This window comes from Janibacter indicus (genome assembly GCF_900176385.1).
Lineage (GTDB): Bacteria > Actinomycetota > Actinomycetes > Actinomycetales > Dermatophilaceae > Janibacter > Janibacter indicus.
Genome location: NZ_FWXN01000002.1, coordinates 183,146 through 209,424, shown reverse-complemented (window position 1 = coordinate 209,424; position 26,279 = coordinate 183,146). Strand labels below are relative to the sequence as shown.

The 26,279-nt window shown below is 72.2% G+C and carries 26 protein-coding genes; 14 read left to right on the top strand and 12 right to left on the bottom strand.

Annotation, left to right across the window (positions count from 1 at the left end; all coding sequences use genetic code 11):
* Positions 1–3: 3 nt before the first annotated feature.
* The 3 genes from clpB to B9B60_RS02820 all read right to left on the bottom strand — a co-directional run bounded on the left by clpB (position 4) and on the right by B9B60_RS02820 (position 4,682).
* Positions 4–2,577: an ATP-dependent chaperone ClpB gene (gene clpB / locus B9B60_RS02830; protein ID WP_084449771.1), complete on the bottom strand. Its 2,574-nt coding sequence runs from the start codon at positions 2,575–2,577 to the stop codon at positions 4–6.
* Positions 2,578–2,773: 196 nt separating this feature from the next.
* The gene (locus B9B60_RS02825; protein WP_143445407.1) at positions 2,774–4,270 is read right to left on the bottom strand and encodes an LCP family protein; all 1,497 of its coding nucleotides are present in this window, start codon (positions 4,268–4,270) and stop codon (positions 2,774–2,776) included.
* A gap of 145 nt (positions 4,271–4,415) precedes the next feature.
* Positions 4,416–4,682 (bottom strand): ribonuclease E inhibitor RraB, encoded by a 267-nt coding sequence (locus B9B60_RS02820; protein ID WP_072625714.1) that lies wholly within the window; start codon positions 4,680–4,682, stop codon positions 4,416–4,418.
* Positions 4,683–4,745: 63 nt separating this feature from the next.
* On the opposite strand from B9B60_RS02820, the gene B9B60_RS02815 reads away from it, so the two are divergent.
* Positions 4,746–5,207 carry an SRPBCC family protein gene (locus B9B60_RS02815; RefSeq protein ID WP_084449769.1) on the top strand — a complete coding sequence of 154 codons (462 nt, stop codon included), beginning with the start codon at positions 4,746–4,748 and terminating at the stop codon, positions 5,205–5,207.
* A gap of 41 nt (positions 5,208–5,248) precedes the next feature.
* Complete coding sequence (locus B9B60_RS02810; protein WP_084449768.1) at positions 5,249–6,451, top strand: cysteine desulfurase-like protein; 1,203 nt, start codon at positions 5,249–5,251, stop codon at positions 6,449–6,451.
* 144 nt (positions 6,452–6,595) lie between these two features.
* Here the strand turns inward: B9B60_RS02810 and B9B60_RS02805 are convergent, their stop codons facing one another.
* Positions 6,596–7,165 carry a maleylpyruvate isomerase family mycothiol-dependent enzyme gene (locus B9B60_RS02805; protein WP_084449767.1) on the bottom strand — a complete coding sequence of 190 codons (570 nt, stop codon included), beginning with the start codon at positions 7,163–7,165 and terminating at the stop codon, positions 6,596–6,598.
* Between the two features lie 140 nt (positions 7,166–7,305).
* Here B9B60_RS02805 and B9B60_RS02800 point away from each other — a divergent pair, with 140 nt between their 5' ends.
* A complete protein-coding gene (locus B9B60_RS02800) occupies positions 7,306–8,145 on the top strand; it encodes an SGNH/GDSL hydrolase family protein (protein WP_234993709.1) in 840 nt (279 codons plus the stop codon).
* Between the two features lie 11 nt (positions 8,146–8,156).
* Here the strand turns inward: B9B60_RS02800 and B9B60_RS02795 are convergent, their stop codons facing one another.
* From B9B60_RS02795 to B9B60_RS17430, 6 genes are all read right to left on the bottom strand, one after another.
* Positions 8,157–8,594 (bottom strand): heat shock protein transcriptional repressor HspR, encoded by a 438-nt coding sequence (locus B9B60_RS02795; RefSeq protein WP_143445418.1) that lies wholly within the window; start codon positions 8,592–8,594, stop codon positions 8,157–8,159.
* Between the two features lie 64 nt (positions 8,595–8,658).
* Positions 8,659–9,681, bottom strand: coding sequence for a DnaJ C-terminal domain-containing protein (locus B9B60_RS02790; protein WP_084449765.1), 1,023 nt, complete (start codon positions 9,679–9,681; stop codon positions 8,659–8,661).
* Between the two features lie 21 nt (positions 9,682–9,702).
* Positions 9,703–10,344 carry a nucleotide exchange factor GrpE gene (locus B9B60_RS02785; RefSeq protein ID WP_084449764.1) on the bottom strand — a complete coding sequence of 214 codons (642 nt, stop codon included), beginning with the start codon at positions 10,342–10,344 and terminating at the stop codon, positions 9,703–9,705.
* A complete protein-coding gene (dnaK, locus tag B9B60_RS02780; protein ID WP_084449763.1) occupies positions 10,341–12,227 on the bottom strand; it encodes a molecular chaperone DnaK in 1,887 nt (628 codons plus the stop codon). The genes B9B60_RS02785 and dnaK overlap by 4 nt, the downstream gene beginning before the upstream one ends.
* 898 nt (positions 12,228–13,125) lie before the next feature.
* Positions 13,126–13,833: a polyamine aminopropyltransferase gene (locus tag B9B60_RS02770; RefSeq protein WP_084449762.1), complete on the bottom strand. Its 708-nt coding sequence runs from the start codon at positions 13,831–13,833 to the stop codon at positions 13,126–13,128.
* 4 nt (positions 13,834–13,837) lie between these two features.
* On the bottom strand, positions 13,838–14,143 hold the full coding sequence (locus B9B60_RS17430) for a hypothetical protein (RefSeq protein ID WP_234993720.1): 306 nt from the start codon (positions 14,141–14,143) through the stop codon (positions 13,838–13,840).
* On the opposite strand from B9B60_RS17430, the gene B9B60_RS17880 reads away from it, so the two are divergent.
* From B9B60_RS17880 to B9B60_RS02745, 5 genes are all read left to right on the top strand, one after another.
* On the top strand, positions 14,060–14,254 hold the full coding sequence (locus B9B60_RS17880) for a type II toxin-antitoxin system YoeB family toxin (protein WP_234993719.1): 195 nt from the start codon (positions 14,060–14,062) through the stop codon (positions 14,252–14,254). The two genes, B9B60_RS17430 and B9B60_RS17880, sit on opposite strands and share 84 nt — an antisense overlap.
* A 154-nt stretch (positions 14,255–14,408) precedes the next feature.
* On the top strand, positions 14,409–14,618 hold the full coding sequence (locus B9B60_RS02760; protein WP_084449761.1) for a heavy-metal-associated domain-containing protein: 210 nt from the start codon (positions 14,409–14,411) through the stop codon (positions 14,616–14,618).
* Positions 14,619–14,620: 2 nt separating this feature from the next.
* Entirely contained in the window at positions 14,621–15,607 is a 987-nt protein-coding gene (locus tag B9B60_RS02755) for a heavy metal-binding domain-containing protein (protein ID WP_084449760.1), read from the top strand.
* Positions 15,597–17,846, top strand: a complete 2,250-nt coding sequence (locus B9B60_RS02750; protein ID WP_084449759.1) for a heavy metal translocating P-type ATPase — start codon at positions 15,597–15,599, stop codon at positions 17,844–17,846. Before B9B60_RS02755 ends, B9B60_RS02750 begins: the two co-directional genes overlap by 11 nt.
* Before the next feature lie 120 nt (positions 17,847–17,966).
* A complete protein-coding gene (locus tag B9B60_RS02745) occupies positions 17,967–18,557 on the top strand; it encodes a mismatch-specific DNA-glycosylase (RefSeq protein ID WP_084449758.1) in 591 nt (196 codons plus the stop codon).
* A gap of 111 nt (positions 18,558–18,668) precedes the next feature.
* Here B9B60_RS02745 and B9B60_RS02740 read toward each other — a convergent pair whose 3' ends face one another.
* Positions 18,669–19,136, bottom strand: a complete 468-nt coding sequence (locus B9B60_RS02740; protein ID WP_072625752.1) for a PaaI family thioesterase — start codon at positions 19,134–19,136, stop codon at positions 18,669–18,671.
* A gap of 32 nt (positions 19,137–19,168) precedes the next feature.
* Positions 19,169–20,464, bottom strand: a complete 1,296-nt coding sequence (locus tag B9B60_RS02735) for an MFS transporter (RefSeq protein ID WP_072625753.1) — start codon at positions 20,462–20,464, stop codon at positions 19,169–19,171.
* Positions 20,465–20,650: 186 nt separating this feature from the next.
* Between B9B60_RS02735 and B9B60_RS02730 the strand changes: the two genes are divergently transcribed.
* From B9B60_RS02730 to hrpB, 6 genes are all read left to right on the top strand, one after another.
* A complete protein-coding gene (locus tag B9B60_RS02730) occupies positions 20,651–21,184 on the top strand; it encodes a GNAT family N-acetyltransferase (RefSeq protein WP_084449757.1) in 534 nt (177 codons plus the stop codon).
* Positions 21,185–21,258: 74 nt separating this feature from the next.
* Entirely contained in the window at positions 21,259–21,786 is a 528-nt protein-coding gene (locus tag B9B60_RS02725; RefSeq protein ID WP_143445406.1) for a hypothetical protein, read from the top strand.
* Positions 21,783–22,592: an SDR family NAD(P)-dependent oxidoreductase gene (locus tag B9B60_RS02720; RefSeq protein ID WP_084449755.1), complete on the top strand. Its 810-nt coding sequence runs from the start codon at positions 21,783–21,785 to the stop codon at positions 22,590–22,592. The genes B9B60_RS02725 and B9B60_RS02720 overlap by 4 nt, the downstream gene beginning before the upstream one ends.
* On the top strand, positions 22,589–23,134 hold the full coding sequence (locus tag B9B60_RS02715) for a DUF1697 domain-containing protein (RefSeq protein WP_084449754.1): 546 nt from the start codon (positions 22,589–22,591) through the stop codon (positions 23,132–23,134). The genes B9B60_RS02720 and B9B60_RS02715 overlap by 4 nt, the downstream gene beginning before the upstream one ends.
* Positions 23,135–23,179: 45 nt before the next feature.
* Positions 23,180–23,725 (top strand): GNAT family N-acetyltransferase, encoded by a 546-nt coding sequence (locus B9B60_RS02710; protein ID WP_084449753.1) that lies wholly within the window; start codon positions 23,180–23,182, stop codon positions 23,723–23,725.
* A 31-nt stretch (positions 23,726–23,756) separates the two neighbouring features.
* The gene (gene hrpB / locus B9B60_RS02705) at positions 23,757–26,267 is read left to right on the top strand and encodes an ATP-dependent helicase HrpB (RefSeq protein ID WP_084449752.1); all 2,511 of its coding nucleotides are present in this window, start codon (positions 23,757–23,759) and stop codon (positions 26,265–26,267) included.
* The last annotated feature ends 12 nt before the right edge of the window (positions 26,268–26,279 follow it).

Sequence of the window (26,279 nt, the reverse complement as noted above, 5' to 3'; positions counted from 1 at the left end):
CCCTCAGCGAAGGGCGAGCCCGCCGCCCTCCTCGTCGCGGTCGACGACGACGGTCGAGCCGTCGCGCACGTCTCCAGCAAGGAGCGCGGTGGCCAGCCGGTCACCGATCTCGCGCTGCACCAGGCGGCGCAGCGGGCGGGCGCCGTAGGCCGGGTCGTAGCCGGTCTCGGCGAGCCATTCGCGAGCCGCCGGAGTGACCTCGAGGTGGATCCGACGGTCGGCGAGCCGACTCGCGAGCTCGCGCACCTGCAGCTCGACGATGTGGCCGAGCTCGTCGCGGCTCAGCGCGTCGAAGATGACGATCTCGTCGAGCCGGTTGAGGAACTCCGGCTTGAAGGCCTGTCGCACGACGCCCATGACCGACTCGCGCCGGGCCTCCCCTTCGAGCAGCGGGTCGGTGAGGAACTGGCTGCCGAGGTTGGAGGTCATCACGAGGATGACATTGCGGAAGTCGACCGTGCGGCCCTGGCCATCGGTGAGGCGCCCGTCGTCGAGCACCTGCAGGAGGATGTCGAAGGTCTCGGGGTGGGCCTTCTCGACCTCGTCGAGCAGGACGACGGAGTAGGGACGCCGGCGCACGGCCTCGGTGAGCTGGCCACCCTCCTCGTAGCCGACATAGCCGGGGGGCGCACCGATGAGGCGCGCGACCGCGTGCCGCTCGGCGTACTCCGACATGTCGATGCGCACCATCGCGCGCTCGTCGTCGAAGAGGAAGTCGGCCAGCGACTTGGCCAGCTCGGTCTTGCCGACACCGGTCGGGCCGAGGAAGAGGAAGGACCCGGTCGGCCGGTCGGGGTCGGCGATGCCGGCCCGCGAGCGACGCACGGCGTCGGAGACCGCGCGCACGGCATCGGCCTGCCCGACGAGCCGGGAGCCGATGATCGACTCCATGTTCAGCAGCTTCTCCGTCTCGCCCTGCAGCAGGCGCCCGGCGGGGATGCCGGTCCACGCCGAGATGACCTCGGCGATGTCGTCGCTGCCGACCCGGTCCTTGACCATCGGCGAGCCTTCGCTCGCCTCGGCCTCGGACTCCTGGGCCTGCGCGGCCGCCAGCTCCTGCTCGGCGGCGGGGATGTCGCCGTAGAGCAGCCGGGATGCGCCTTCGTAGTCACCCTCGCGCTGCAGCCGCTCAGCCTGCGTGCGCAGCTCGTCGACCCGCGCCTTGAGGTCACCGACCCGGTTGAGGCCGGACTTCTCCGCCTCCCAGCGCGCGGTGAGCGCGGCGAGCTCCTCGGACTTGTCGGCGAGGTCAGCGCGCAGCCGCTCGAGCCGGTCGACGGAGGCCGCATCCGACTCCTTGGACAGGTGCAGCTCCTCCATCTTCAGCCGGTCGACAGCGCGGCGCAGCTCGTCGATCTCGACGGGGCTGGAGTCGATCTCCATCCGCAGGCGCGACGCGGCCTCGTCGACGAGGTCGATCGCCTTGTCGGGCAGCTGCCGGCCGGTGATGTAGCGGTCCGACAGCGTGGCCGCCGCGACGAGCGCGCTGTCCTCGATCTCGACCTTGTGGTGGGCCTCGTAGCGCTCCTTGAGCCCGCGCAGGATCGCGATGGTGTCCTCGACGCTCGGCTCACCGACGAAGACCTGCTGGAAGCGCCGCTCCAGGGCCGGGTCCTTTTCGATGTGCTCGCGGAACTCGTCGAGCGTCGTCGCGCCGACGAGTCGCAGCTCGCCGCGGGCGAGCATCGGCTTGAGCATGTTGCCCGCATCCATGGCGCCCTCGCCGGTCGCTCCGGCACCGACGACCGTGTGCAGCTCGTCGATGAAGGTGACGATCTGCCCGTCGCTGGCCTTGATCTCCTCGAGCACGTCCTTGAGCCGCTCCTCGAACTCGCCGCGGTACTTCGCGCCGGCGACCATCGCGCCGAGATCGAGGCTGACGAGCCGCTTGTCGCGCAGCGACTCGGGCACGTCACCGTCGACGATGCGCTGGGCCAGGCCCTCGACGACGGCGGTCTTGCCGACGCCGGGCTCGCCGATGAGCACGGGGTTGTTCTTCGTCCGGCGGGAGAGCACCTGGACGACGCGGCGGATCTCGGCGTCCCGCCCGATGACCGGGTCGAGCTTGCCGTCGCGGGCGGCTTGGGTCAGGTCGGTGCCGTACTGCTCGAGCGACTCGCCGCCCTCGGCGGGCGTCTCGGACGTCACCTTGCGCCCGGCGCGCAGCTCGTCGATCTTCGCCTCCATGTCGCGGGCGCCGCGGGACTCGACGGCCGCGAGGTGGCCCGTCTCGGCGAGCGCGAGCAGGAGCAGGTCGAGGGCGAGGTGCGTGTCCCCCTTCGCCCGCATGAGGGTGTCGGCGTGCTGGAGCACGGCGAGCAGGCTGCGCCCGAGCGTCGGGGAGGCCGCCGCACCGCTCGTGGTCGGCAACGAGCGCACGGCCGCATCGGCCTGCGCGAGGACGTGCCCGGCGCCGGTCCCGGCGGCCTGCAGGAGGGTGTCGCACTGCGGTGTGTCGAGCTGCACGAGGGCGCTCACGAGGTGGTCGGGCGTGACCTCGGGGTGCCCCTGGGTCTGGGCCGAACGCTGGGCCAAGGCGAGCGCCTCGGCCACCTTGGTGGTGGGCTGGAAGTCCATGGGGTCTCCTCTACGTCTGGCGGTGGTCTCTTCTTAGGTCAACCCTGCCAGACTTGAGTCTATTTCGCTCAACTCTGTACCGACCCCCTTCCGCCGCGTGCTCCCCTTCGGCCAGAGCCACCCCGCACGAGAACAGGCCACGAAGTCTTGACGTCGAGACTCTGCATTGCCGTTGGGCAATGCAGAGTCTCGAGGGTCAGCAGGTGGCGGTGATGTCGCTCAGCTCGTCGGTATCGGTCGTCGAGGAGGAGGACGGCTCGGTGGTGCTTGTCGAGCTGGGGGTCTTCTTCGGGGTCGATGTCTTGGGGGCCGGGGGCGGGGGGTTGATCGCCTCGTCGACCATCGCGTGGATCTTGGCGTAGTCGGGCTTGTTGACGTCGATGTTCTTGTTGGTCAGGGGCAGCGACTGGATCTTGCCCTTGTCCTGGATGCGCAGCACGAGCTCGGACCACGCCTTGAGGTCCTGCTGGGGGATGTCGACCTTGACGTTGTCCTCGAGCGTCTTCGCGAGCTTGGGGTAGCGCACGAGCATCGACGTCGGGTTGACCTGGTTGAGCAGCGCCCCGACCATGCAGCGCTGACGCCGCATGCGCGAGAAGTCACCATCGGTCGACTCGGCCCGGGAGCGGGAGTACCAGAGAGCTCGGTAGCCGTCGAGCTTTTGCACGCCCGGCTCGATGTAGCCGGTCGTGCCGACGACGACGCCACCCTCGATCTTGCAGCCGATACACACCCGCTCCTTGACATCGATCGTCACGCCGCCCATCGCGTCGACGAGCTGGGTGAAGCCCTGCAGGTCGATGACGGTGGTGTAGTCGATGTCGAGGCCGAGGATCTGCGACGCAGCGTCCTTGGTGACGGTCAGGCCGGGGTTGTCGTCGCCGGGGAAGAGCTCGGCGTTGTCCCGACCGAGGGTCCAGACGTACTCCATGAGGCACTGGTCGCCGCAGTTGAACCCCTTTGGGTACTGCTTCGACAGTGGGTTGTCCTTCGAGAAGGGGATGTTCTGCAAGTTGCGGGGGATGCCGAAGAGCACGGTCTCGCCGGTCTTGGTGTCGACGCTCGCGACCATGATCGAGTCGGGGCGGATGCCGTCGCGGTCCTCACCCGCGTCCGATCCGACGAGCATGACGTTGACTCGGCCGGTGCCGGCCCACGGGTCGTCACCATCGCCGGGCGCGGCCGCGCCCGCAGGGCGCAGCTGGTCGAAGACGGTGCCGATCAGCGAGCGCTGGATGACCGCGTAGCGCACCGACTGCGCAGCCGGCGCGAAGATCAGCAGCGCCGCCAGCGAGGCGAAGACCACCATGGCGATGCGCGGTCGTCCGCTCATGCCCGGTGGCATGTTGTCCCGAGCCGTGGTGACGATGCCCCAGATCCAGATGAGGGCGCCGACGGCGACCACGGGGATGAGGATCATCAAGGCCTGCCGGCTCACGCCGACGCCGATGACCGAGGAGGTCACTCCCTTCGCCAGACCCCACCCGCAGACGGCGAGGATCGTGAGGAAGAAGCCGGCCACCATGGCGATGCCGGTGCGGCGTCGGGTGTGGATCAGGCCGAGGCCGGGGATGACCGTGCTGGCTGCCGTCAGCGTGTAGAAGCGACGGGTCTGTCGGGCCTGTCGACGCGAGGCGATGCCGCGCTCGCCCAAGGCGCGATGGCGCCCCTCGGGCTCACTGCCAGTGTCCACGGGCGAAACCTCCGATGTCGGGACCCGTGGACGCGGGGTGAATGGGGACGGTCCGTGGGTAGTTCGTCACCATATCGTGACACAAGGGAGTGCCGAGGCCACAACATCGCGCGATCCCAGGGCACCCGCGGCGGGTCGCCGACGCTCAGGTCCGCGGCTCCGGGTCGTACCAGCCGTCGTGGTCCTCGGCGAGCTTGGCGAAGCGCTCACGCAGCCCCTTGGCGACGGCCCCGGACTCGTCGGCGACCATCTCCTCGGTCACGTGGACGGCCCACTCGTGGTCCTCGCTGTCGTCCTCACCGGCGAGTGCCTCACGCACGACGCGGACCTCGGTGAAGCCCTCGTCGCGCAGGTCCTCGGCGATGCGATCGGCGTCGTCACGGTCGGGGAAGACCATCAGGTGCTCGGACATGGCACCAGCCTGTCACGACCACGGGGGTGGACATCGGACGGCGCGCGTGGTGTCGTCGAAGGCATGGCCCAGGAGCAGAAGATCACTGTCCAGCGCACCATCGACGCCTCCGCCAAGGACGTCTTCGAGGTGCTCACCAACCCCGAGCGGCACGCCGAGCTCGACGGCTCCGGCTTCGTCCGCTCGGACGAGAAGACCGATCGGATCCAGGCCGTCGGCGACGTCTTCACGATGAACATGTCCGGCGACCACATGGGCGGCGAGTACCAGACGGACAACCACGTCACCGCCTACGACACCAACAAGATGGTCGGCTGGAAGACCGCGCCCGCCGGCACCGAGCCGCCCGGGTGGGAGTGGCTGTGGGAGCTGGAGCCGCAGGGCTCGGACAGCACCCTCGTCACCCACACCTACGACTGGAGCGGCGTCACCGACCAGGCCCTGCTGGACAAGATCGGCTTCCCGCTCGTCAAGGAGTCGCAGCTCGAGGACTCGCTGGCGCGACTCGCGGCCGCGGTGAGCTGACCCCCTTCCCCGGCGGCGACGTCGGTGGGCATGATCCCCACATGTCCGTCGACGTCGCCGCGCTTCGCGCCCGCTTCCCCTCCCTTCGCTCCGGCATCGCGCACTTCGACGGGCCGGGCGGCACCCAGACACCGGCCGAGGTCGGTGAGGCGATCGCCGCGACGCTCACCGGGCCGCTGTCCAACCGCGGCTCCTCGGTGGCGAGCGAGCGCAACGCCGAGGCAGCCATCGCCGGATTTCGCTCCGCGATGGCCGACCTGCTCGGGGCCTCCCCCGACGGGATCGTCTACGGCCGCAGCGCCACCCAGCTCACCTACGACATCTCGCGGGCGCTGGCGAAGGGGTGGGGGCCGGGTGACGAGGTCGTCGTCACCGAGCTCGACCACGACTGCAACGTGCGGCCGTGGGTCCAGGCCGCCGAGGCCGTCGGGGCGAGCGTGCGGCGGCTGCGGCTCGACCCCTCGACGGCCGAGCTGGACCTGACCGACCTCGACGAAATCGTCACCGAGCGCACCCGGCTCGTCGCGGTGACCGGTGCGTCCAACCTGCTCGGCAGCCGTCCGCCCGTGGCCCGGATCGCCGAGCGGGCCCACGCGGTCGGGGCGCTCGTGCACGTCGACGGCGTGCACCTGACGGCGCACGCGCACATCGACGTCGCGGCGCTCGGCGCCGACCTCTACGTGTGCTCGCCGTACAAGTTCTTCGGCCCGCACTGCGCGGCGCTGGCGGCGGATCCGACTCTCCTGCACGGCCTTCGGCCCGACAAGCTGCTGCCGTCGACCGATGCGGTGCCGGAGCGCTTCGAGCTGGGGACGCTGCCCTACGAGATCATGGCGGGCGCCACAGCGGCGGTCGACGTCATCGCGTCGCTGGCCCCGCAGGGCCCGTCGCGCCGGGAGCGGCTGGCGGCGGCGCACGATCTCGTCCACGCCCACGAGCTACGCCTGCGGCAGCGGATCGAGGCCGCGCTCGCCGACCTCGGCGACCGGGTCGTGCTCCACTCGCGGGCCGCCGACCGCACCCCGACGCTCTGCTTCACCCTGCCGGGCGGTGATGCCCGCGCGGTCTCCGCGAAGCTCGCCGCGGCGGACGTGCTCGCGCCGGCCGGGACCTTCTACGCGCACGAGCCCTTCCGCGCGCTCGGACTCGACGTCGTCGCCGGGATCCGCGTCGGTGTCGCTCCGTACACCGACGACTCCGACGTCGACCGGCTGCTCACCGGGTTGGGCGACGCGCTCGCCTGACCCGGGCACCCCCTTCGCCCGCCCGAGACCCCCGGCCGACAGCTTCGGCGCCACCCGGCGTCGTTGGTGTCACCTGGTTGCCCCTCTCCGGGGGACCAGATGACATCAACGCCGCCAGGCCGCCGCCCACGCGGCGACGGCCAGTCAGGCGCGCGGGTCGCGACCGGTGAAGGCGATGACCCGCTCCTGGCGGCTGGCATCGGGGCCGACCTCGACGGCCGGGCCGCAGACGCCCTCGCTGCGCACGGCGTCGCCGAATCCGGCCAGCGCCTCCTCGACCTGGTCGAGCTCGCGGTCGCTCAGCTCGACCGGGACGCCCGCGGCCGCACCGATGTCCCAGCGGTGGACGAGCAGGTCGAAGCCGTAGAAGCGGTCGAAGGCCGCGCCCACCGTCGTCGAGCCGAAGGGCGTCTCGTAGGGCCGCTCGGCCAGGGTGTCGTCGGCAAGCTGGCGGGCGACGCCCTCGGCGTGGGTGCGCCATGCGGTGGCCGGACCGAGCGCCGTGACCGTCGGCGCCGGGTCAGGCAGGTCGGCGCCCGCCTTGAGCAGGAAGTCGCGCTGGGTGTCGATGAGGTGCTGCACGACGTCGAGACCCGACCACCCGACGCACGGGCTCGGGCCCGCGAGCGCCTGCGGGTCGGTGGCGTCGACGAGACGCATGAGCGGGGTGTTCTTCCGGTCGAAGACCGAGGCGGCGTCCTGGGGAAGTGGCATGGAGCACAGCCTGCCAGCGCCCTCCGACAACGGCCACGGCCCTCCCTTCGTCCTGCGGGTGAACTCCCGGCGGCGAGATGGCGAAGGGAGCCCCGCTCCCCTTGATCAGGGGCGGACTGCCCCGCCAGCATGACCACGACATGAGTGGGCTCTTCGTCGCGGTCGGCGACTCCTTCACCGAGGGCGTGGGCGACCCGCACGTCCACTACCCCAACCAGGTGCGGGGCTGGGCGGACCGGCTCGCCCGCCAGCTCGGCCGCGCCGACCCCGCCTGGCGCTATGCCAACCTGGCGATCCGCAGCAAGTTCCTCGACCAGGTCGTCACCGACCAGCTCGACCTGGCGATCGCCATGCGCCCGACGCACATCTCCTTCGCCGCGGGCGGCAACGACCTGCTCTCGCTGCGTGCCGACGTCGACGGCATCGCGACCCGCTACGAGGCCGCGCTGCGGCGGCTCGTCGACACCGGCGCCGAGGTCGTCGTGTTCACGACCTTCGTCCCGCAGGCCTCCGGCCTGCTCAAGCCGCTCGTGCGGCGGGTCGAGGCCTTCAACTCCGCGATCCGCGACCTCGCGGCGACGCACGACGCGACGCTCGTCGACCAGGCGCGGATGGGTGAGTACGACCAGCGGGCGCTGTGGGCCATGGACCGGATCCACATGTCGCGGCCGGGGCACAAGCGCATGGCAGCGGCCGTCGCGGAGCGGATCGGGGTGCGGCACACGCTCAAGCTGAGCAACTTCGTGCCCAACGAGCCCTCGGGCTGGCGCGCGGCGATCGAGGCGGAGGCGAAGTTCGTCCGTGGCGAGGTCGTGCCGCTGGTACGCCGCCGCCTGCGCGGGGAGTACGAAGGGGACACCACGCGCCCCAAGTGGCCGGACCCGATCCACCCGGCCGACGGCCTCAAGCGACTGGCCGCCGAGCAGGCCGCCGTCGAGCGGCGCCTGCGGGAGTGGGGCGAGGTGCTCGAGCGGGTCTGATCCGGCCGGGATCAGGCGCGCCCGTACGGCTGCCACACGACGAGCGCCTGCCCGCCGGTCTGCTGCCGCGGGCGCTGCCCGTGACGCAGGGCGACGATGTCACCCTGCGAGCCGACCGCGAAGAAGCGCCGACCCTGCCCGAGCTGCTCGTGCGCGGCGTCGAGCTCGTCGTCGAGCTCGGCGACTCGCGCGCGCAGCGCCTCGACCTGGTGTTCGAGGTCGAAGATGCGCTGGATCGCGGCGAGCGAGACGCCCTCCTCCTGGGAAAGTCGCTGCACCTCGCGCAGCCGGGTGACGTCGGCGGCGCTGTAGCGTCGGCCGCCACCCCGGGTGCGCGAGGGCGTGACGAGCCCGATCCGGTCGTACTGGCGCAGCGTCTGCGCGTGCATGCCGGCGAGCTCGGCGGCGACGGAGATGACGTAGACAGGCGTGCGGTCGTCACCGCTCATGCCGGAGATCCGTGCCACCACGCCCACCTCCTGTCGTCATCGGTGCGTCACCAGTGTGTCGCGGTCAGGCGCTCGCGGCGGCGAACAGCGCGGCGCGCGGGTCGTCGGTGCGGGCATCGCGCAGGACCTCGACGGCCTCGCGCTCGGCCTCGCTGAGCTCGGTCGGCACGATGATCTGGACTTTGGCGAGGAGATCGCCGGTGGCCCCCTTCGTCGCGATGCCGCGTCCCTTGAGCCGCAGGACCCGGCCGCTCGGGGTCCCCGGCGCGATCCTGACCTTGACCTGCGACCCGTCGAGGGTCGGCACGGCGACCGTGGCACCGAGGGCGGCCTCGGCGAAGGTCACCGGCAGGTCGAGGGTCAGGTTGTCGCCGTCGCGGCCGTAGACCGGGTGCTTGCCCACCGACACGGTGAGGATGAGGTCACCGCGGGGCCCGCCCTGGTCGCCGTGACCTCCCTTGCCGCGCAGGCGGATCTTCTGGCCGTCCTTGACGCCGGCAGGGATCCTGGCGTTGACCTTCTCGCCGTTGACGGTGAGGGCGATGGTGCGCCCCTCGACCGCGTCGCGGAAGGACAGCTCGGTGCGGGCGGTGAGGTCCTGGCCCTTGACCGGGCCCCGCGGGGCGCGGAAGCCCGCACCCTGCCCGCCGAAGCCCGCGCCGCCGCCCCCGCCGAACATCGACAGGATGTCCTCGAGGTCGGGCTCGCCCGCCCCACCCCCGGCGAAGGGGGAGCCGCCGCCGGTGCTGTAGCGCACCCGCGAGCCGCCCCCACCCCCGCCGAAGGCGGAGAAGATGTCCTCGAAGCCTGCGCCCCCACCCGGGCCGCCGGCGGTGAATCGCGCACCGCCGCCGGCCATCGAGCGGATGGCGTCGTACTCACGACGCTGCTCCGGGTCGGAGAGCACGGCGTGCGCCTCGCCGACGTCCTTGAACTTCTGCTCGGCGGCGTCGTCCCCGGCATTGCGGTCGGGGTGGTACTGCTTGGCGAGCTTGCGGTAGGCCTTCTTGATCTCCGCGGTATCAGCGTCCTTGGCGACGCCCAGAACCGCGTAGAAGTCCTTGTCCAACCAGTCCTGACTGGCCATGTCTCCTCCTCTCGGTGGTAGTTACTGCGGGTCGGCGACCGCGACGCGGGCGGCGCGCAGGACGCGCTCGCCGGCGCGGTAGCCGGGCTGGAGCACGGTGACGACCGTCGTGGCCGTCGCGTCGCTCGGCAGCTCCGGGTCGGAGGCGTCCCACGAGCCGTGCATGAGGGCCTCGTGCACGTTGGGGTCGAAGGCCTCGCCCTTGACGCCCACGCGCTCCAGACCCTGCTTGGTGAGGACCTGCTCGAGCTTGTCGGCGATCGCCCGGAAGGGGCTGCCCTCCGGCAGGTCGCCGTGCTGCTCGGCGAGGTGGATCTCGTCGAGAACCGGCAGGAGCGACTCGAGCAGGTCGTGGACTGCGCGCTCCTTGTGCACCGGGAGGTCCCGGTCGACGCGCCGCTTGTAGTTGACGTACTCGGCCTGCAGGCGCAGGTAGTCGTCCTGGAGCTGGTCGGCGCGGGCGGTGTCGGGGTGGACCTCGGCGTCGCCGGTGGCCTCCCCTTCGCCCGGAGCGGCGGCCCCGCCGGCCGGGGTGGCCGACTCGGGCGCAGCGTCAGCTGCGGCCTCGTCGACCACCTCGGCCTCGACGACCTGCTCCTCGGCCTCCGGGTTCGCCGCGTCGGCGGTCACCTCGGGCTCGATCGGCTGGTTGGGGTCGGTCACTTCTTCTCCTCGTCGTCGTCGACGACCTCAGCGTCGACGATGTCGTCGTCACCCTCGGGAGCGGGCTGCTCGGCGCCGGCGTCGCCGCCGGGGGCCGCGCCCTCGCCCTGCTCCGCGGAGGCCGCGTAGAGGGCGGCGCCCATCTTCTGCGACTCCTCGTTGAGGGTGTCGACCTTCTTGGCCAGCTCCTCGACGCTCACGCCGGACTCCGGCTTGAGGGCCTCCTTGAGGTCGGCGAGCGCGTCGTCGACGGGCTTGCGCTGCTCGTCGGTCAGCTTGTCACCGGACTCACCGAGGAACTTCTCGGTGGAGTAGACGAGGTTCTCCGCGTTGTTGCGGGCCTCGGTCTCCTCGCGGCGGGCCTTGTCCTCGTCGGCGTGCGCCTCGGCCTCCTTGACCATGCGCTCGATCTCCTCCTTCGACAGCGCAGAGCCGCCGGAGATGGTGATCTTCTGCTCCTGGCCGGTGCCCCGGTCCTTGGCCGTCACGTGGACGATGCCGTTGGCGTCGATGTCGAAGGTGACCTCGATCTGCGGCACGCCGCGCGGCGCCGGCGCGATGCCGGAGAGCTCGAAGGTGCCGAGGTTCTTGTTCTCCCGCGCGATTTCGCGCTCACCCTGGAAGACCTGGATCAGCACGGAGGGCTGGTTGTCCTCGGCGGTGGAGAAGACCTCGGAGCGCTTCGTCGGGATGGCGGTGTTGCGCTCGATGAGCTTGGTGAAGAGGCCGCCCTTGGTCTCGATGCCGAGGGAGAGCGGCGTGACGTCGATGAGCAGGACGTCGTTGCGCTCGCCCTTGAGGACACCGGCCTGCAGGGCCGCGCCGAGCGCGACGACCTCGTCCGGGTTGACGCCCTTGTTGGGCTCCTTGCCGCCGGTCAGCTCCTTGACGAGCGAGCTGACGGCCGGCATGCGGGTGGAGCCACCGACGAGGACCACGTGGTCGATGTCGGAGACCTGGACGCCCGCGTCCTTGATGACGTTCTCGAAGGGGGTCCTGGTCCGGTCGAGCAGGTCCTTGGTCATCTGCTCGAAGTTCGCCCGCGAGAGCGACTCGTCGAGGTGGATGGGGCCGTTCTCGCCCATGGACAGGTACTGCAGGTTGATCGACGTGGTCGTCGAGGAGGAGAGCTCCTTCTTCGCCTGCTCGGCGGCGTCGCGCAGACGCTGCATGGCGATCTTGTCGCCGGAGAGGTCGACGCCGGTGTTGTTCTTCACCTGGGTCAGGAGGTGATCGACGATGCGCTCGTCCCAGTCGTCGCCACCGAGCTGGTTGTCACCGGAGGTCGCGCGGACCTGGATGGTGGAGAAGCCGTCCTCGGGGTCCTTGCCGACCTCGAGCAGGGAGACGTCGAAGGTGCCGCCACCGAGGTCGAAGACGAGGATGAGCTCGTCCTCCTTGCCCTTGTCGAGCCCGTAGGCCAGGGCGGCCGCCGTCGGCTCGTTGACGATGCGCAGGACCTTGAGGCCCGCGATCTCGCCGGCCTCCTTGGTGGCCTGGCGCTCGGCGTCGTCGAAGTAGGCGGGGACGGTGATGACCGCGTCGGTGACGTCCTCACCGAGGTAGGACTCGGCGTCGCGCTTGAGCTTCTGCAGCGTACGGGCGCTGATCTCCTGGGCGGTGTACTTCTTGCCGTCGATGTCGTCGGTCGTCCAGTCGGTGCCCATGTGGCGCTTGACCGAGCGGATGGTGCGGTCGGCGTTGGTCACCGCCTGACGCTTGGCGATGTCGCCGACGAGGACCTCGCCGCCCTTGGAGAAGGCGACGACGGAGGGGGTGGTGCGGCCACCCTCGGCGTTCGGGATGATCGTGGGCTCGCCACCCTCGAGGACGGCGACGGCAGAGTTGGTGGTTCCGAGGTCGATGCCAACGGCACGGGCCATGAGGCGCTCCTTTGTTCGGGTGGTCGAGGTGGTCACCCCGACGCGGGTTGAGTTGCTGTCGCTCAACTTAGGATCCCGTCCGCGGCTTGCGCAAATCCGTGACCCAAAAGTTGAGTTCACTTGGCTCAACTACGAGCGAAGGGAGTTCATTCCCGGCTGCCTGCATCGCCCTTCGTACCTGGGAGGGCCCGTCTGGCCGGGAAGTCCTGATCTGGCCGGGATATCCGCGCGTGGCCGGGAAAGCCGGACGTGCCCGCGCAATTGCGCGGCCACGTCCGCGCTTCCCGGTCATCCGCAACTTTCCCGGCCAGGCCCCATGCCCCGATCCCTGCCCTTCGAGACGTCGGCCGCGGGCGGCCTCCTCCTCAGGACCCGGAGGGCGCCCCGCGCCCGTCTCGAAGGGCGGCACACTCGGGCCATGATGAGCTACCTGTCGATCGGCAGCATCGGGTCCTTCGCCTCGGTGCTGTCCCTCGGCCCGTCGATGTCGCTCGGCTCCCTGCTGTCGTGGCAGAGCCTGGGGTCGGCGATGTCGGCGCAGAGCACCGCGTCGATGCTCTCGAGCCAGTCGACGCAGGCGATGCGCTCCAGCTGCGACGAGCGGCTCTCGGCCCGACGGGTGCCGGCCTTCGACGCCAGCGCCCGGCCCGAAGAGCCCCTGCCGCGCCTCGGGGTCGTCGGGGATCTGGGCGCAGAAGCCCTCGGCCGCATCCAGCGCCTCAGGGTCAGGATCGAAGCCTTGGCCCGTCCCCTTCGCCAGGTCCCAGGCGTGCAGGACGAGCTCGTCGAGCGCGACGGCACCGGCCGCCTCGGTGCTGCCCGAGGACTGGCGGGTGGCGATCCCCCTTCGTCTGGCGGAGCTGGTCCGGGCCTGGCAGGACCCGCCACCCCCGCCAGCTCAGAACGCGACGTAGACGGTGTTGCTCGACTGCCCGCCGGTGAGGAAGTTGTCGAAGGCGACGACGTGCGCCTCGACCTCGTCGAAGACCTGCTCGAGCAGCGCGCAGAAGTCGGCGTCCGGCGGGTCGTCGGACCACATGGCGAAGACGCCGCCCGGGCGCAGGTGCGCCCGCAGCCGCTGCAGACCCTCGACGGAGTAGAAGGGGGCGTGGTCGGGGTGGAGCAGGCGGTGCGGCGTGTGGTCGATGTCAAGGAGCACCGCGTCGTGCAGCCGGCCCGGCTCGTCCGGGTCGAAGCCCTCCTCGGACCCCGCGAGCTCGAAGAAGTTGCCGAGCAGCAGGCGAGTGCGCTCGTCGCGCACGACGGCGGGCGCGTCCGGCAGCAGCTCCCGCTCGTGCCAGTCGATGACCTCGGGCATGGCGTCGACGACGAGCATCGAGCTCACCCGCGGGTCCTCCAGCGCCGCCTTGGCGGTACACCCCAGGCCCAGGCCGCCGACGACGACGTCGAGCTGGTCCCCCTTCGCCCTGGTCAGACCGAGGCGAGCCAGCTCGATCTCGGCGACCGTGAAGAGGCTCGACATGAGGAACTCGTCGCCGAGCTTGACCTCGTAGACGTCGACCTTGAGCGTCGGCTCGATCCGCCGACGCAGGCTGATCTCACCTCTGGGGGTCTCGCTCCAGGCGAGCTCTTCGAAGCGGCGCATCCGCTCAGTCTGCCCTGCACGGGGCCTGGGGCGCCCAGTCCCACCGGATCCCGTGGACGCCGACCGCGGCCTCGGGCTGGGCCAGGTGCACCCGGTCGCCATGCTCGAGCGCGAGCTCGTGCGAGCGCAGGTCGGGGCCGTCGGCGTGGGCGCGGTGGAAGGCGTCGACCCGCGTCGGCAGCTGCGCCCGGTCGAAGGAGACCTCGGTGACCAGGAGCGCCGTCTCCTGGCCCGACCAGCGGTAGTAGCCCTCGGAGAGCACCGAGTTGGCGTCGTCGATCTGCGCGTCGTAGACGACGGTGTCGCCCACCGCGACTTCGCGGAGTACTGGTATCGCCGCATCACCGACGAGCACCGGCTCGTCTACAAGGTCATCGGCGACGAGGTGCGCATCGCCGCTTGCCGCTACCACTGCGGCTGAGTCCGGCACCGGCACCACCGCGAGAACCCTTAGACCGGCTACGCCCGCGACTGAGTCGCGCCTTCTCGACACTCCGGTGCCGGAATACCTCAAGGGGGTATACAGTTGACCTCACCAGATACCCCCCACAGGTATAGATCGAGAGGAACCCACGATGAGCGCGACCACCACCGAGTACCAGGTGACCGGCATGACCTGCGGCCACTGCGAGATGTCCGTCCGCGAGGAGGTCAGCGAGATCCCCGGCGCCGAGGTCGTCGAGGTGAGCTCCGCGACCGGCAAGCTCGTCGTCTCCGGTGACGTCGACGACGCGGCCGTCATCGCCGCAGTCACCGAGGCCGGCTACACGGCTGCCAAGGCCTGAGGATGAACGCCCCGACCCGTCTCGGTCTCTTCGGTCTCGCCCTCGCGGTCGTCTTCGCGCTCGCCGCGGTCACGGCCCGCGCGGTCGTGCCCGAGGAGACCGCGCGGGCCTGGGCGCAGGAGAGCACCACCCACGGCGGCGAGCACGCCTCCCCCACCGACGACGGCACCGGCGACGCCGCCGGTGACCACTCCGCCCACGACGACGCAGCCGCACCCGCGGGCCTGGCGCTCGAGCAGGACGGCTACCGCCTCACCGGCGTCTCCGCCCCGACCGAGGTCGACGAGCGCGGCCGCCTCGAGCTGACGGTCACCGACGCCGACGGCGACCCGGTCACCGACTACTCCGTCGAGCACGAGGAGGAGCTGCACCTGGTCGTCGTACGCAGCGACGGCCAGCACTTCCGTCACGTCCACCCGCAGCGCGCCGCCGACGGCACGTGGTCGCTGCCGTGGACCTGGCAGGCCGCCGGCACCTACCGCCTCTACGCCGACACCACCCCGGCCGACGCCGACGAAGGGGTGACCCTCACCTCCACCGTCGACGTCGCCGGTGTCCTCACCCCCACCGCGTCGCAACCGACCCGGACCACGAGCGTCGACGGCCTCGACGTCAGTGTCGAGGGCGACCTCGTGCCCGGCGAGGAGTCGCGCCTCACCCTGCGGGTCGAGCGCGACGGCGAGCCCGTGACGACGATCGAGCCCTACCTCGGCGCCGCCGGCCACCTCGTCGCCCTGCGCGAGGGCGACCTGGCCTACCTCCACGTCCACCCTGAGGGCGAGGCGCCCACGGCCGCCGAGCCCGGCGGTCCCGAGATCGACTTCGTCACCACGGCCCCGACGCCCGGGCGCTACCTGCTCTACCTCGACGTCAAGGTCGACGGGCAGGTGCACACGGCGCCGCTCGTCGTCGACACCGCGGGCAGCAGCCCCGCGGGCAGCACCGCAACCCCCAGCACCTCGCACGGAGACACCGACCATGACCACTGAGACCGACCCGGTCACCACCTCGACCGTCGAGCTGCAGATCGGCGGCATGACCTGCGCGTCGTGCGCCAACCGGATCGAGCGCAAGCTCAACAAGCTCGACGACGTCACCGCGAGCGTCAACTACGCGACCGAGAAGGCGACGGTCACCGCCCCCTTCGGCACCGACCCGCAGGACCTCATCACGGTCGTCGAGCAGACCGGCTACACCGCGACCCTGCCGGCGGCGGAACCCCCATCGTCCGAGGAGGATGCCCCGCAGGACCGAGAGCTGACCGCCCTGCGCCAGCGACTCATCGGCTCGGCTGTGCTCGCCGTCCCGGTCATCCTGCTGGCGATGGTCCCGGCCCTGCAGTTCGACTACTGGGGCTTCGCCTCGCTCGTGCTCGCGACGCCGGTCGTCTTCTGGGCCGGCTGGCCCTTCCACCGCGCGACGTGGACCAACCTGCGCCACGGCGCGGCGACGATGGACACGCTGATCTCCGTCGGCACGCTGTCGGCCTGGCTGTGGTCGGTCGTCGCCCTCTTCTTCGGCACCGCCGGCGACCGGGGGATGACGCACGCCTTCGAGCTGACGATCTCGCGCACCGACGGCCTCGGCAGCATCTACCTCGAGGTCGCCGCCGGCGTCATCACCTTCATCCTCATGGGGCGCTACTTCGAGAAGCGGTCCAAGCGCCGCGCCGGCGACGCCCTGCGCGCCCTGCTAGAGCTCGGCGCCAAGGAGGTCGCCGTCCTGCGCGGCGGCACCGAGGTGCGGATCCCGGTCGAGGAGCTGACGGTCGGTGACGAGTTCGTCGTGCGGCCGGGTGAAAAGGTCGCGACCGACGGCGTCATCACCTCGGGGACGAGCGCCATCGACGCCTCGATGCTCACCGGCGAGTCCGTCCCGGTCGAGGTCGGCGAGGGTGATGCCGTGACCGGCGCGACGGTCAACGAGGGGGGCCGGCTGGTCGTGCGCGCCACCCGGGTCGGCTCCGACACCCAGCTGGCGCAGATGGCCCAGCTCGTCGAGGACGCGCAGTCCGGCAAGGCCGAGGTCCAGCGCCTCGCCGACACGGTCTCGGGGGTCTTCGTCCCCGTCGCCATCGCGATCGCCGTCGCCACTCTCGGTGCTTGGCTCGGCGCGGGCTTCCCCGTGAGCGCCGCCTTCACCGCGGCCGTCGCGGTCCTCATCATCGCCTGCCCGTGCGCGCTCGGTCTGGCGACGCCCACCGCCCTGCTCGTCGGCACGGGTCGCGGCGCGCAGATGGGCGTGCTCATCAAGGGCCCCGAGGTCCTGGAGTCCACGCGCACGGTCGACACGATCGTCCTCGACAAGACCGGCACGGTCACGTCCGGCGCCATGACCCTCGTCGACTCCGTCCCGGCGAAGGGGGTGGACCGCACCGAACTCCTCCGGCTGGCCGGGGCCCTCGAGCACGCGTCGGAGCACCCCATCGCCCAGGCCATCGCGAAGGGAGCCGCTGCCGAGGTCGGCGACCTGCCGGGCGTCGAGGGCTTCGACAACGTGCAGGGCCAGGGCGTCACCGGCGTCGTCGACGGACACGCGGTCGTCGCCGGCCGCGAGACGCTGCTCGCGGACTGGTCGATGACGCTCGACGACGAGCTGGCCGCGGCCAAGGCGGCCGCCGAGGCCGAGGGTCGCACGGCGATCGCCGTCGGCTGGGACGGGCAGGCGCGTGGCGTGCTCGTCGTCTCCGACACGGTCAAGCCGACGAGCGCCGAGGCGATCGCCGGGCTGAAGAAACTTGGCCTCACCCCCGTGCTGCTCACCGGTGACAACCGCGCCGTGGCGCAGCAGGTCGCTGCCGAGGTCGGGATCGACGAGGTCATCGCCGAGGTCATGCCCTCCGACAAGGTCGACGTCGTCAAGCGCCTGCAGGGCGAGGGCAAGGTCGTCGCCATGGTCGGCGACGGCGTCAATGACGCTCCCGCGCTCGCCCAGGCCGACCTCGGTCTGGCGATGGGCACCGGCACCGACGTGGCGATCGAGGCCTCGGACATCACCCTCGTGCGGGGTGACCTGCGCGCCGCGGTCGACGCGATCCGCCTCTCCCGCAAGACGCTAGGGACGATCAAGGCCAACCTCTTCTGGGCCTTCGCCTACAACACCGCGGCGATCCCGCTCGCGGCGCTCGGGCTGCTCAACCCGATGCTCGCCGGTGCCGCGATGGCCCTGTCCAGCGTCTTCGTCGTGAGCAACAGCCTGCGCCTGCGGGCCTTCCGCGCCAGCGCCTGAGCCGGGTCCCACGTCGCCCTACGTCCTGGGTAGAGGTATCTGCGTCCGACTATCCGGTTGTCATATCCGACTATCCGGTCGCGCCCACCTCCACCCAGAGGCCGATCTAGGGTGACGGACATGCCGAGTGCCCGCCCCAGCTTCACTCGTGCCGAGCTGGAGTCCTACCGCGACGCCGAGGTGCCCGATCTGCTGCCGGGCCCCGGCCAGGAGTTGCACCTGCTCTTCGTCGGGATCAACCCCGGGCTGTGGACCGCGGCGACGCAGACCCACTTCGCGCACCCGGGCAACCGCTTCTACCCGGCGCTGCTGCGGGCGGGCGTCCTCACGCAGGCCGTCGACCCCGCCGCCGGCATGACCGACGAGGACCGCGAGCACCTCCGTGAGCGCGGCATCGGCATCACCAACCTCGTGCGCCGGGCCACCGCCCGCGCCGACGAGCTCACGGCCGACGAGCTGCGCGAGGGCGGCGAGCGCCTGCTGGCCACCATCGCCCGCACCCGGCCGGCAGTCGTCGCCGTCGCGGGGATCACCGCCTACCGCCAGGCATTCGGGGTGCGCAAGGCGCAGACGGGCGAGCAGCCCGAGCCCGTCGAGGGCGCCCGGCTGTGGGTCGTGCCCAACCCGAGCGGGCTCAACGCCCACGAGACGGTCGAGTCGCTGGCGGTCGCCTATGCCGAACCCGCCGGCGCCGCCGGCCTCCTCGATTGAGCAGCCCACAGCGTGTCGCGCGGCAGTTCAGGCACCGCGCGCGCCTCTCCCCCGGATCCTCGGGGTCTCCCATCGCCCTGCCTGACGAACTGCAGGACGACACGCTGCCGGTCAGCCCTGGACCATCCCGGCGGGCATGAGCACGGCGACGACCTTCCCCTTCGCCACGAGCGTCTCGCCGGCGTGCACGGTCTCGGCGACGACGACCTTGCGCTCGGTGACCTCCTCGATGACTCCGCGCAGCTCGAGCTCGACACCCATCGGCGTCGGCGCGAGGTAGTCGACGTGCAGGGAGGCGGTGACATAGCGCAGCGCCGGCTCGCTGCCCATCTCGCGCCCCTGCGCGCGGTGCCCGGCGGCGGCCGCGCTGCCCGTGCCGTGGCAGTCGACGAGCGAGGCGATGAGCCCGCCGTAGACGTAGCCGGGCATCGCGGTGTGCTCGGGCCGCGGGGTGAAGCGCGCGACGGTCTCCTCGCCGTCCCAGTGCGACTTCAGCTGGTGACCGGCGGGGTTCTGCGTCCCGCAGCCGTAGCAGTGCGCGACGTCGTCGGGGTAGGTGTCCTGGAAGGCAGCGCTCATCCCCCGACGCTAGCCCCACCCCTGCGCGTCGGTCAGCCGACGGCCACCCGCTCCGACTCCGGCTCGAGCACCGGCTCACGCCGCACGGCGAAGGACAGCACGGAGGCGATGACACAGAGCATCGCGCCGCCCCACCACGCCCACGTGTAGGCGCCGAAGGTGTCGCGGATGACCCCGGCACCGAAGGCCGCGAGCGCCGCACCGATCTGGTGCGCGGCGAAGACCCAGCCGAAGACGATCGTCCCCTGCTCGCCGAAGATCTCCCGGCACAGCGCGGCGGTCGGCGGCACGGTCGCCACCCAGTCCAGGCCGTAGACGATGATGAAGAGCAGCATGCTCGGGTGCACCGCGTCGGACAGCAGCAGCGGCAGCACGAGCAGCCCCACCCCGCGGAAGAAGTAGTAGGCGACGAGCAGCCACCGCGGGTCGAAGACGTCGGTGAGCCAGCCGGACGCGATCGTCCCGACGATGTCGAAGATGCCGACGAGTGCGAGCAGCCCGGCGGCCGTCGTCTGCGACATGCCGTGGTCGTGCGCCGACGGGATGAAGTGGATGCCGATGAGCCCGTTGGTCGTCGCGCCGCAGATGGCGAAGGCGAGCGCGAGCGCCCAAAAAGCCTTGTGCCGCACCGCGAAACGCAGCCCGTCAATCGCCCGGCCCATGGCCCCGCCGGTCACCTCTGCCGGAGGCACCCAGGTCTGCGGATCAGCGCCGAAGGGGAGGACCCCCCGGTCGTGCGGGTGGTCCCGCATGACGAGCCAGGCGATGGGCGCGACGGCGAGCGCGGCGACCGCGATGACGAGGGAGGCGGGGCGCCAGCCGACGTCCTCCGCCAGCGCCGCGACGGGCGGCAGGAAGATCAGCTGCCCCGTGGCGGAGCCGGCGGTGAGGACGCCCATGACCAACCCCCTTCGCGCCACGAACCACCGGTTGGCGACGGTCGCGGCGAGCACGAGGGCCATCGATCCGGTGCCGGTCCCGATGAGCACGCCCCAGAAGATGTGCAGCTGCCATGACGCCGTCATGAGCGTGCTGCCGCCGGCGCCGAGCGCGACGAGCGTGAGCGCGCCGGCGATGATCTGCCGCATGCCGAAGCGGTCCATCAGGGCCGCGGCGAAGGGGGCGACGAGACCGTAGAGCAGGAGGTTGATCCCGACCGAGAGCGACATCGTGCTCATCGACCAGCCGAACTCCTCGTGGAGCGGCACCATGAGCGCACCGGGCGCGGCGCGGAAGCCGGCGGCCCCGAGCAGCGCGAGGAAGGCGACGGCCGCGACCCACCACGCGGGGTGGATGCGGGGACGCATCGACGTGGCCGTCCGGGTCATCGAGACCTCACTCCGCTCAAGAAAGTTTGCTCGAGCAGCCTAGCCCGCGCCACGGACCCCGGGCAGCGCCGGTCAGGCCCCCCAGAAGTCCACCGACCTCTCCCATCCCTCGCGCGGGACATCGATGAAGAGCTGAATCCAAGGACCGTCGAAGACCAAGGGCCCGGCGTGCCGCAAGATGGGCCCGTGCCCCTCGTCATCCGCCCCCGCACCGACGCCGACCTCCCCGCTCTCGGCGCCGTCCTCGTCGAGCAGCAGGCGGCCTCGGGGTACCCGCACCGCGAGCCGCTGCCGATGTCCCCGGAGGACTTCGTCGCGCGGGAGGGCACGCTCGCGACCTGGACCGCCCTCCTCGACGACGAACCCGTCGGCCACATCGCGGTGCTGCCGGTCCTTGACCCAGCGGTGAGCCGGGAGCCGGACCTCTCCCGCCTGTGGATGGCCGGCCACGGCCTCCCGGCCGAGCGCCTCGCCGAGATCGGCGTGTACTTCACGGCGACGCGCGTGCGCGGCCAGGGCATCGGTGCCGCCCTCATGCGCACCGCCCTCGACCACGTCGCCGCGCTCGGGCTCGCCCCGTGCCTCGACGTCATCCCCACCGGCTCGGCGGTCGAGCTCTACCGCCGCACCGGCTGGCGCGAGGTGGGCTCGACCCGCCCCGCGTGGCTCGAGGCCGATGCCCCGGACGTCGTCGCGATGGTCCTGCCGACCGGCTCCTGAGCGGGGGCAGACCCCCCTTCGTCGCGGCCGGTGGCTGCATGGTGGGTGCCGACCGCCACCACGAGGCTGGAGCCATGACACAGGGATGGCAGGGACGGGAACCGCAGCCGTGGGCACGAGCAGCGGCGTGGGGGGTGCTCGCGTGCGCGCTGCCGTCGGCAGTGTGGCGGCTGCTGATGATCGCCGGCTGGATGCCGGGGACGGAGCCGCTCCGTGTGCTCCACGAGGGCGAAGGGGGCTACGTCCTCGGTCTGTCGATCGCCCAGCTCTTCGCGGCCGTGCTCGTCGTCGGGCTGGTGCGCCCTTGGGGCGAGCGCTTCGCCGGCATCAGGATCAACCGCTGGGTGCCCGTGGTGCTCGGCACGTTGGGCGGCACGGTGATGACGTGGCTCTTCACGGTCGGGCTGTGGCTCGGCATCATGGCCGGGCGGCGCCCCGACCAGGGTGCCCTCGACGGCGGCCCCATGTGGGTCATGGTCGCCGCCTACCTGCCCATGAACTTCTTCGGCCCGCTGACGATCATCGCCGTCATCGGCTACGCACGACGCCGCGCCGCCCGGCCCAGCACGACGACAGCCGCAGGGAGCAGACTGTCGGCATGAGCGAGCCCCGAGCCGTCCTCGTCACCGGAGCCTCCCGCGGCATCGGTCGCGCCATCGCCACCGCCTTCGCCCATCAAGGTGATCGGGTCGCGGTGCACGTCCGCTCCGTGGTCGACGAAGGCGGTGTCCTGAGGCGCGACGAAGGAGCCTCGAAGGGGGAGGCGATGCGCGACTCCCTCCCCGGCGAGGGGCACGCCCTCGTCGTCGGCGACCTGGGCGACGCGGACCAGGCCGCGGGCCTGCCGGCGGCAGCCGAGGAGGCCCTCGGCGCACCGGTCACGGTGCTCGTCAACAACGCGGGCATCGCGACGACACCCGCACTCGCTCACCCACCCGCGACGACGGATCCCCTTGAGTGGCAACGCAGCTGGGAGGACTACCTGCGGATCAACACCCTCGGGACGGCGATGGTCACGCACGCGATGACCCGCCGGCTCGTCGAGCTCGGGCTCCCGGGGCGGGTCATCACCATCGGCACCCGCGGGGTCCACCGCGGCGAGCCCGAGTACCCGGCCTACGCGGCCTCCAAGGCGGCACTGCACTCGATGGACGCCTCGCTCGCCGTCGCGCTCGCCCCGCGCGGCATCGCGGTCGCGACCGTGGCGCCCGGCTTCGTCGACACCGAGAGGGTGGCGGACCGGTTGGATTCCCCTGCGGGAGACGCGATCCGGGCGGACTCCCCCTTCGGCCGGGTGGGGCGACCGGAGGAGGTGGCCTCGGCCGTGCTCTGGCTCGCCTCGTCCGACGCGCAGTGGGCGTCCGGGGCGACGATCGACCTCAACGGCGCCTCGCACCTGCGGCCATGACGCGCTACGTCGCCCTGCTGCGCGGGATCGCGCCCACGCTGCCCCACAACTCGAATGCCGAGCTGCGGGCGGTCCACGAAGGGCTCGGCCTGGCGCGGGTCGGGTCGGTGCTCGCGAGCGGCAACATCGTCTTCGAGACCGACGAGACCGACGTGCCGGAGCTGGAGCGGCGGATCCAAGAGGCGCTCGTCGCGGAGCTGGGCATCGGGGGCGGCACGATCATCCGCTCCTTGGATGAGCTGCGGGGCCTGCTCGAGCGTGACCCCTTCGACGGTCTGACGCACGGGCGCGGGACCTATCTCGTCGCGACCTTCCTCAAGGACGGCGTCACCCCCGGGGAGGTGCCCGACGACCCCGACCCGCTCGTGCGGGTCGTCGGCTTCGACGAGGAGGCGCAGGCCTATCTCGCCGTCATCGACAACGGCGACCCGGGCAGGACGCCGGACTTCATGCGGTGGCTCGACCGCACCCACGGCAAGGACATCACCACGAGGACCTGGCTCACCGTGCAGCGGATCGTGCGCAAGCTCGAGTCGCTCTGACAGCAGGGGCGAGCGCGGGGCGCCGCCCGGTGCGAGGATCGAGGCGTGCCCGAGACGCTGACGACCGACCGGCTGACCTTGCGGACCTTCCGCGACGACGACGCGGACGCGCTCTTCGACCTGCACTCGCGGCCCGAGGTGCAGCGGTGGATCGGCGACGGGCAGCCGATGACCGACGTCGCCGAGGCACGCGCTTCGATCCCCCGCCGCCGCGACGTGCCCTACCCGCCGCCCCAGGGCATCTGGGCGATCGACCTCGCCGACCGCTTCGTCGGGACACTGCTGCTCAAGCCGATCCCGATCACCGGCTCGGCCCTCGCGGCGGACCCGCGCAACCCGGAGCTGGCCCTCGACAGTCCCGAGGTCGAGATCGGCTGGCACCTGCACCCCGACGTGTGGGGCCGCGGCATCGCGACCGAAGCCGCCACCCGCGTGCTCGACCACGCCTCCGGCCTCCCCCGCGTCGTCGCCGTCACACACTCGGACAACGAGCCCTCGCAGCGGGTCTCCCGGCGCCTGGGCATGCGCGACGAGGTGCTCACGGACCGCTACTACGACACGACGACGCGACTCTTCGTCCTCGAGCGCTGACCCCGGCGCTGCTCGTGCGAGGCTCGACGCCATGACCGACCTGGACCTGCGCGCGATCGGTGAGGGACTCCCCTTCGCCGAGACGCTCGACGACCTGCGGGCGGCGGTCACGACCCGGGGTGTCGCGGTCGTCCAGGCCCCGCCGGGGTCCGGCAAGACGACACTGGCGCCCCCGCTCGTCGCCGACTGCGTCGACGGAAGGGTCGTCGTCACCGGCCCCCGGCGGGTCACGGTGCGTGCGGCGGCGCGACGGCTGGCCCACCTGACCGGCACGCAGGTCGGTGACCTCGTCGGCCACACCGTCCGCGGCGAGCGCCGCGTCGGGCCGCGCACGCGGGTGGAGTTCGTGACTCCGGGGGTGCTCGTGCGCCGCCTCCTCGCCGACCCCGAGCTGACCGGCACCGCAGCCGTCGTCCTCGACGAGGTCCACGAGCGAGCCCTCGACACCGACCTGCTGCTCGGGATGCTCGCCGAGGTGCGCCAGCTCCGGGAGTTGCAGCTCGTCGCGATGTCGGCCACCCTCGACGCCCGGGGCATCGCCGCGCTGCTCGGCGACGACGACGGTCCGGCCCCACTCGTCGACAGCGAGGGCGCGCTGCACCCGCTCGAGGTCCTCTGGGAGCCGAGCCCGGGCCCGCGGACCGACGCGCGGGGTGTCACCCGGGACTTCCTCGAGCACGTCGCGCGGGTGACCGCACGGCACCACGAGCCCGACCATCACACCCTCGTCTTCGTCCCCGGAGCCCGGGAGGTCGACCGGGTCGTCGAGCTGCTCGACCGTCTCGTCCCCGGCGCTGAGGTCCTCCCGCTCCACGGCCGCCTTGCCCCGCGCGAGCAGGACCGCGCGATCGGCGGCGAGCCCACCACGAGCGGTGGCCGCATCGTCGTCTCCACCGACCTGGCCGAGTCCTCGCTCACCGTTCCCGGCGTGCGGCTGGTCGTCGACGCGGCCCTCTCCCGCGAGCCCCGTCGCGACGCCGCCCGTGACATGTCCGGGCTGGTCACCGTGCAGGCCTCCCGGGCCTCGATGACCCAGCGCGCCGGCCGGGCCGCGCGCCTGGGCCCCGGCCGCGCCGTGCGGCTCGTCGAGGAGTCCGTCTGGTCCCGCGCTGCCGAGCACGTCACCCCGCAGATCACCACGGCCGATCTCACCGAGACCGCCCTGACCCTGGCCGCCTGGGGGTCGCCGCGTGGTGAGGGTCTGCCGCTGCTGACACCGCCCCCGTCGCCCGCCATCGGTGCGGCCGAGGCCACGCTGCACGGCCTCGGGCTCGTCGATGCGGAGGGCCGGGTCACCGACGAGGGTCTGGCCGCGGTGCGCGTCCCCGCCGACCCCAGGCTCGCCCGCGCCCTGCTCGACGGCGCCGGCCTCGTGGGGACCACGGCAGCGGCCGAGGCCGTCGCGGCCCTCGCCGACGACCTGCGCAGCGACGACGGCGACCTCGACCGGCTGCTCGCCGACCTGCGCTCCGGGCGCTCCCGCGACGCCGGCCGGTGGCGCCGCGAGGCCGACCGCCTCGCCCGTCTCGTCCCCGCCGGCGGGGACGAGCGCCCCGGTCGCGCCGGCCTGGTGACCGCACTCGTCCACCCCGGCCGGATCGCCCGGCGCCTCGGCGAAGGCCCCACCTATCTCCTCGCGTCCGGCACCCGCGCGGCCCTGCCCGCCGGCAGCCCGATGCGCCACCACGAGTGGCTCGTCGTCGCCGACGTCGCCCGCGCCGACGGCCGCGTCGCGGCCGGAACCGGTGCCGTGATCCGGCTTGCCGCGGCCCTGACCCGGGACGAGGCGGAGACCGCCGGCGCCGGGCTGCGGGTCCGCGAGGTCCGCGCCGACCTGGGCGAAGGAAGGGTCACTGCCCGCGAGGTCGACGCCCTCGGCGCCATCGAGCTCAGCTCGACCCCGGTCCGGGCCGACCCGGCGACCGCGGCCGACGCGGTACGGCGCGCGCTCGCCGTCCGCGGCCTCGACCTGCTCACCTGGTCGCCCGCGGCCGACACCCTGCGTCGACGCCTCGCCGTGCTCCACCACCACCTCGGCGACCCGTGGCCCGACGTGTCCGACCCGGCGCTGGCCGCTCGGCTCGACGAGTGGCTCGGCCCCGAGCTGCAGCGCGTGGCGACGGGCACCCCCTTCGCCCGCCTCGACCTGACGGACCCGCTCCGTCGCCTGCTCCCCTGGCCCGAGGCGACCCGGCTCGACGAGCTCGCCCCCGAGCGCCTGCCGGTCCCGAGCGGGTCGACGGCCGCGATCACCTGGCCGCCGCACGACGAGCCTTCTGCCGCACCGGTGCTCGCGGTCAAGCTGCAGGAGTGCTTCGGCCTCGCCGAGACGCCGCGGCTCCTCGACGGCCGCGTGCCGGTGCTCTTCCACCTGCTCTCCCCCGCCCGTCGCCCCCTGGCCGTGACCGACGACCTCGCATCCTTCTGGTCCGGGCCCTACGCCCAGGTGCGGGCTGAGATGCGCGGCCGCTATCCCAAGCACCCGTGGCCGGAGGACCCGTGGACCGCCCCGGCGACGGCCCGCACGAAGCGCCGAGCCTGAGCGGGCGTCAGC